The organism is Sellimonas catena, from assembly GCF_027924685.1.
Taxonomy (GTDB): Bacteria; Bacillota; Clostridia; order Lachnospirales; family Lachnospiraceae; genus Sellimonas; species Sellimonas catena.
Genome location: NZ_BSBO01000015.1, coordinates 69,745 through 75,814 on the forward strand (window position 1 = coordinate 69,745; position 6,070 = coordinate 75,814).

Below are 6,070 nucleotides of genomic sequence, written 5' to 3' on the forward strand. Positions count from 1 at the left end.
AGGTAATGAGATGCGTTATGAGATTAAGGGAGAGACACTGCCGGTAGTAATCTGCCACCTGGAAGATGGTGAAAAGATGGTGACAGAGCGGGGCGCGATGAGCTGGATGTCACCGAATATGCGGATGGAATCCGGAGCCCGCGGAGGTATTGGAAAGGCATTTGGAAGAATGTTTTCCGGAGATTCGATTTTCCAGAATGTTTATACTGCAGAGCATGGAAACGGCATGATTGCGTTTGCATCCAGTTTTCCTGGCTCGATCAAGGCATTTGAAGTCGGCCCGGGCCAGGAGTATATTCTGCAGAAAAGCGCATTTCTTGCCTCTGAGGCTGGAGTGGAACTGAGTATCCATTTCCAGAAAAAGGTGGCTTCAGGACTTTTCGGAGGTGAAGGTTTTATCATGCAGAGAGTGTCAGGACAGGGGATCGTTTTTGCCGAGTTTGACGGACATGTGGTAGAGTACGAACTCAGGGCGGATCAGCAGATTGTTATTGATACCGGATACCTGGCTGCAATGTCGGCTTCCTGCGGAATCGAGATTCAGACCGTCCCTGGCATTAAAAATATGGTATTTGGAGGAGAAGGCCTGTTTAACACGGTGGTTACGGGACCGGGACATGTCTGGCTTCAGACGATGCCGCTGAGTAACGTGGCAGGTGTATTAAGACCGTATTTCCCATCGTCAAACTAGGACTCTGACATAAAATCAAGACGTAAAGGAGGAGCAGCTTATGGCCAAAACAGTAGACGAAGCGTTATTTGAGATTACACCGAAAATTCAGGAACTTGCCGATTTGAGTGAAAAGAACAACGCAATCGACAAAGAACTTTTTACCAAATACGAGGTAAAAAGAGGACTGCGTGATTTAAACGGAAAAGGTGTTCTTGCCGGACTTACAAATGTCTCGGATGTTCATGCAAAAGAGATTGTGGACGGAAAAGAAGTACCTTGCCCGGGAAGCCTCTACTACCGGGGATATAATATTAAAGATCTGGTGGGAGGATTTCTGGCTTCGAATCATTATGGCTTCGAGGAGATTGCATATCTGCTTCTGTTCGGAGAACTGCCGACAGAAAAGCAGCTGGAAGATTTTCATGAACTTCTGGTAGAGAGAAGAACGCTTCCGCCGAATTTCGTGCGGGACGTGATCATGAAAGCGTCAAGCCCTGATATGATGAACAGTATTTCCAGGAGCATTCTTCAGCTGTATTCTTACGATGACAAGGCGGATGATACAAGTATTCCGAATGTACTGAGACAGTGTCTCAATCTGATCAGCCAGTTCCCTATGTTGATGGTGTACGGCTATCATGCGTATAATTATAAGATGGGAGAAGATCTTTTTATCTATGCGCCGAAGCCGGAGCTTTCCACAGCGGAGAACATCCTGATGATGCTTCGGGAAGACCGGAAATATACGGATCTGGAGGCAAGAATTCTGGATATGGCACTTGTGCTTCATATGGATCATGGCGGTGGTAACAATTCTACCTTTACAACACATGTCGTTACCTCATCAGGAACAGACACCTATTCTACGATGGCAGCGGCGATGGCGTCTCTGAAAGGACCAAAACACGGCGGGGCCAATATCAAGGTTGTGCAGATGTTTGAGGATATGAAGAGCCATCTGAAAGACTGGACGGACGAGGACGAAGTAAGAGACTACCTGTCACGGCTTCTGGATAAGCAGGCCTTTGATAAAAAGGGACTGATTTACGGAATGGGACATGCAGTCTACTCGATTTCCGACCCAAGAGCAGAGATCTTCAAAGTATTTGTGGAGAAACTTGCCAAAGAAAAAGGATACGAAAAAGAGTATGCACTTTATGAACTCGTGGAGCGCCTTGGCCCGCAGATCATCGGGGAGAAGAGAAAGATCTACAAAGGTGTTAATGCCAATGTGGACTTCTACAGCGGCCTTGTATACAGTATGCTGGATCTTCCGCCTGCACTCTATACACCAATCTTTGCAGCGGCACGTATTGTCGGATGGAGCGCACATCGTCTTGAAGAATTGAAAAATGTAGATAAGATTATCCGTCCGGCTTACAAAGCACTGGCGGGACATAAGGAATATGTGAAACTGGAAGACAGGTAGGATGTGAATGAAAAGGGAAACTTTTTACTTATCCTGTGACAAAAGGACAAAGATTCATGCCGTGGCGTGGAAGCCGGAGAGCCGGAAGGTGAAAGCGGTGATCCAGATCTGCCACGGCATGGCAGAATATATTGACCGGTACGAAGAATTTGCGCTCTGGCTTTGCGGGAAGGGATATTATGTCACCGGACACGACCATCTGGGGCATGGGAAATCCATTTTTTCGGAGGAAGACTACGGCTATTTCCCGGAGAAGCAGGGAAATGAATGTGTCATTGGAGATATCCGAAAATTGTATCTGGCGACAAAGAAGAGATATCCGGACTGCCCGTATTTTATGATCGGGCATAGTATGGGATCTTTTCTACTGCGGCAGTATATCCAGAAATATGGAAGTGAACTTGATGGAGCCGTTATCATGGGGACCGGGTATCAGCCGTACCCGCTGCTTCTGGCAGGAGAGATTCTGTGCAGCCTGATCAGCAGATTTCGTGGAGACCATTATCGGAGCCGGCTGGTGGACAGCATGGCGTTTGGAAGTTATAACAAAGAATTTGAACCGGGAAAGACCGGACGGGAATGGCTTTCCGCAGATGAGGGAAATGTGACACGGTACGAAGCAGATCCACTCTGCGGTTTCCTGTTTACGGTAAGCGGTTACCGTCAGATGTTCCGCGGTATGCGGACACTGACGAAAAAAGGCGTGCAAGAGATACCGAAAGATCTGCCGGTGTTTTTTGTATCCGGGGCAAAAGATCCGGTAGGTGATTTCGGAGCCGGAGTGTGGAAAGTATACGAACAGTTCCGGAAGGCAGGAATTTCAGATACGACGATCCGGCTGTATTCGGACGACCGGCACGAAATCCTGCATGAAGAAGACCGGATGCAGGTCTTTGAAGAGATTGAGAACTGGATAGCAGACCGGATAATAAAATAAAGCAGAAAAAGGGAGCCTTGTTTTGCACGAAGGGTGCGTAAGCAGGGCTCCCTTTTTAGTGTCTTCCGGCTCATTTTACTCCTCGCACGACCATGATAAGAGACACGTTTGTATCCCACTGTTTTTCACCCTGATCGTACTGGCGGAGCCGATGATCATATTTTCCATTGATAAGCTGTATCATTTCATCCCGTTCTTCGGGTGAGACGTGTTCAGGTATAGAATGATATACAGACTCAATAGAATCCAGTTCCGTCTGGCGGGATGCGTTAATCATATCATAAGCCAGTGAGGATGGAATATCTGGATTGTCAGGTGTCAGATTGACTGTTACAAATCCTGTGCAAATCTGTCGAAAACCATAGGATTCCATTGCAAGCGGTAATTCGGCTTCGCTCATCGGATAGCGGCAGATTTCATACTGCTCCCTTGTATGATCGTATTTCCTGGCTTTGTCCCAGAAATTCTGTTCGCGGTCGCTATCGGAAATGGCGGGCGCGGGAACCGTAATTCCTTTACGGGAGGAAAGCACAAGACAGACTCCACCTGGTTTCAGTACCCGAAGCTGCTCCTGAAAGAAGACGGAAGGCTCAATATGCTCACTGACTGTATAGGAAATCGTGACATCGAAGGTATTGTCCGGATAAGGAAGTTTTGCGGCATCCCCTTCAACAAATGAGATTCCCGGTTCATGCTCTCCGGCAAACTGGATAAATGCACTGTCACGATCCAGCCCGGTAATCTCTGCGTTCGGGTACCAACGGTGAAGAGCACCGGCCAGAGCACCCGGGCCGCAGCCGATTTCCAGAATTTTGAGCTGCTTCTCTTTACTCAAGTCAAACAGTGCCTGATACTGTTCTGCAAACATGTCATGAAACCGTAATCTGCGGGAAAAATATAAAGTTTTTACTCCCTGTATATATTTTGACCAGATGATATTCATAACGTCCATCCCCTTCCAATCATAGTACAGACAGTGTATCATATATTTGTGAGTCTAAGCGATAAATAAGATGGATAATTAAGAATTTTTGATATAACTTGACAAAAAATACCGGGGGGGGGGTAAAATGAAATGACAGTAATATTTTACTCGCATTTATAATCCCCTTTGTATTCGGATATTTTTCTTTCGAAGCAGTTCGTACGGAGAAATGGTTCGAAGGTCTAAAGGATAACAGGAGGACGATATGAAACTGATTGTAAAGGACTTAAAATTTCAGGAGACTTCGGAGATTCTGCTGAAGCATTTTCCGGAAGCACCGGGAGAAGAACTGGTAATTTATCCAGAGTATACGGAAAAATCCGGATTGAAGGTGCTGAAATATGGAAACAATGTCAAAATTCAGTACCATCAGGATGTTGAGTATTACCGGGCGCTTGGAATGGTTCTGGGGCATCCCGGGGAAGATATTTCCTATTCAGAGGCAGCATACACGAGCCGGCTTGGAACGATGTTTGATTGTTCCAGAAACGGGGTGCTTAAAGCCACGACAGTAAAACGGTATATTGAGTATCTGGCACTTCTGGGAATGAATGATCTTCTTCTTTATACGGAAGATACATATGAGATCCCAAAACATCCTCATTTCGGGGCGCTCAGGGGAAGATATACGAAAGAAGAAATCCGGGAGATTGAGCGGTATGCCGCGAAGTTCGGGATTGAACTGGTTCCGTGTATACAGACACTTGCACATATGAGGATGTTTCTCAGGTGGCCGGTTACGGAAAAGATGCGGGACAATGGGGATATCCTTCTTGTGGGAGAACCTGCAGTATATGAATTCTTAGAAGACATGATCCGTTCTGTAAGGACTTCGTTTTCAGGAAGGCGGATTCACATCGGAATGGATGAGGCATTTCAGCTGGGGCTTGGAAATTATCTGAGAAAGAACGGCTATCAGGACCGTACCGGAATTATGAAAGAGCATCTGGACCGGGTATGCGAAATCTGCCGGAAATACGATTTTGATCCGATGATCTGGAGTGATATGTATTTCATGCTGGCATCTGAGGATGGAGGTTACTACAGTGTTTCCGAGGACTATGAATGGCAGGAGAAGGACAAACCGGACAGGGATCTTACGCTCGTATACTGGGATTACTATAATGCGTCCGAGGATGTATACAGGAAGATGGTACATCTTCACGGAAAACTTTCCGACAACATGTATTTTGCCGGAGGGGGATGGACATGGAACGGAATTGCGCCGAATTATTCAAGAGCCTTGGAAACGACACGAGTAGGAACGAAAGTGATGAAAGAAGCAGGGGCGGACAAATGGTTCTGCACCCTGTGGCAGGACGACGGGGCTGAAACACCGATGGAAACCTGCCTGCTTTCCTTAACATATTTTGCCGAGTGTGCCTACGAAAAAGAAGTGACGAAAGAACGGCTTCAGGACAGAATGAAGGAGCTGTTTGGTATTGACAGTGAAGATATTATGCTTCTTGACCGGTTTGACAATTTCCAGCCGGAGGATCCGCACAACCTCAAGTCGGCCAATCCATCCAAGCTGGCTCTTTACCAGGATCCGATGCTTGGAATATTTGACGGACAGTTCAAAGGAAAAGGACTCAAAGAACATTATCATGAGCTTGTAGAAAAGCTGGAGCAGTGCCTTGCAAAAGAACAGCCGCCAAGAGTCCGGAAACTGTTTGCTTATTATCAGAAGCTGGCAGCGTTTCTGGCTGAGAAAGCGGAGATGGGGCTGGAATTAAAGTCCGATTATGACAATCAGGACCGGGAGCGGCTTCGCATCTGGGCTGAGAAACGGATCCCGGCATGTCTTGCTCTTCTGGAGGAACTGCACAGCATGAGGGAAGAACTCTGGATGGATGAATGTAAACCACAGGGGTATGAAGTGATTGATGTACGCCTGGGAGGCATAAGAAGCCGTCTGGTGTAGAGCAACATTTTATAAATGCTTGAGATTGAAAGAAAAAAGCAGATAGTAAGAATAGATGGATCAGAAGAATGATGAGAGTATGCCGTGATTTACTGCATGCTCTTTTCTCTTTACAGACAGGA

At 46.6% G+C, this 6,070-nt stretch carries 5 protein-coding genes; 4 read left to right on the top strand and 1 reads right to left on the bottom strand.

Annotated elements, in window-relative coordinates; all coding sequences use genetic code 11:
- Window positions 1-10: 10 nt before the first annotated feature.
- Genes Selli1_RS08630 through Selli1_RS08640 form a run of 3 tightly spaced genes read left to right on the top strand, consistent with a single transcriptional unit; the run spans window position 11 to window position 3,039 of the window.
- A complete protein-coding gene (locus Selli1_RS08630) occupies window positions 11-691 on the top strand; it encodes a TIGR00266 family protein (protein ID WP_087169039.1) in 681 nt (226 codons plus the stop codon).
- Window positions 692-731: 40 nt separating this feature from the next.
- Entirely contained in the window at window positions 732-2,102 is a 1,371-nt protein-coding gene (locus Selli1_RS08635) for a citrate/2-methylcitrate synthase (RefSeq protein ID WP_087169040.1), read from the top strand.
- Between the two features lie 7 nt (window positions 2,103-2,109).
- Entirely contained in the window at window positions 2,110-3,039 is a 930-nt protein-coding gene (locus Selli1_RS08640) for an alpha/beta fold hydrolase (RefSeq protein WP_281845002.1), read from the top strand.
- A 70-nt stretch (window positions 3,040-3,109) separates the two neighbouring features.
- Here Selli1_RS08640 and Selli1_RS08645 read toward each other — a convergent pair whose 3' ends face one another.
- Window positions 3,110-3,982, bottom strand: coding sequence for a class I SAM-dependent methyltransferase (locus Selli1_RS08645; protein WP_191435256.1), 873 nt, complete (start codon window positions 3,980-3,982; stop codon window positions 3,110-3,112).
- A 247-nt stretch (window positions 3,983-4,229) separates the two neighbouring features.
- On the opposite strand from Selli1_RS08645, the gene Selli1_RS08650 reads away from it, so the two are divergent.
- Window positions 4,230-5,948 carry a beta-N-acetylhexosaminidase gene (locus Selli1_RS08650; protein WP_281872734.1) on the top strand — a complete coding sequence of 573 codons (1,719 nt, stop codon included), beginning with the start codon at window positions 4,230-4,232 and terminating at the stop codon, window positions 5,946-5,948.
- Window positions 5,949-6,070: the final 122 nt, after the last annotated feature.

Coding starts and splice junctions, on each gene's coding strand:
- Selli1_RS08640 (WP_281845002.1), top strand. CDS start 2,110: ATGAAAAGGGAAACTTTTTACTTATCCTGTGACAAAAGGACAAAGATT.
- Selli1_RS08635 (WP_087169040.1), top strand. CDS start 732: ATGGCCAAAACAGTAGACGAAGCGTTATTTGAGATTACACCGAAAATT.
- Selli1_RS08630 (WP_087169039.1), top strand. CDS start 11: ATGCGTTATGAGATTAAGGGAGAGACACTGCCGGTAGTAATCTGCCAC.
- Selli1_RS08645 (WP_191435256.1), bottom strand. CDS start 3,982: ATGAATATCATCTGGTCAAAATATATACAGGGAGTAAAAACTTTATAT.
- Selli1_RS08650 (WP_281872734.1), top strand. CDS start 4,230: ATGAAACTGATTGTAAAGGACTTAAAATTTCAGGAGACTTCGGAGATT.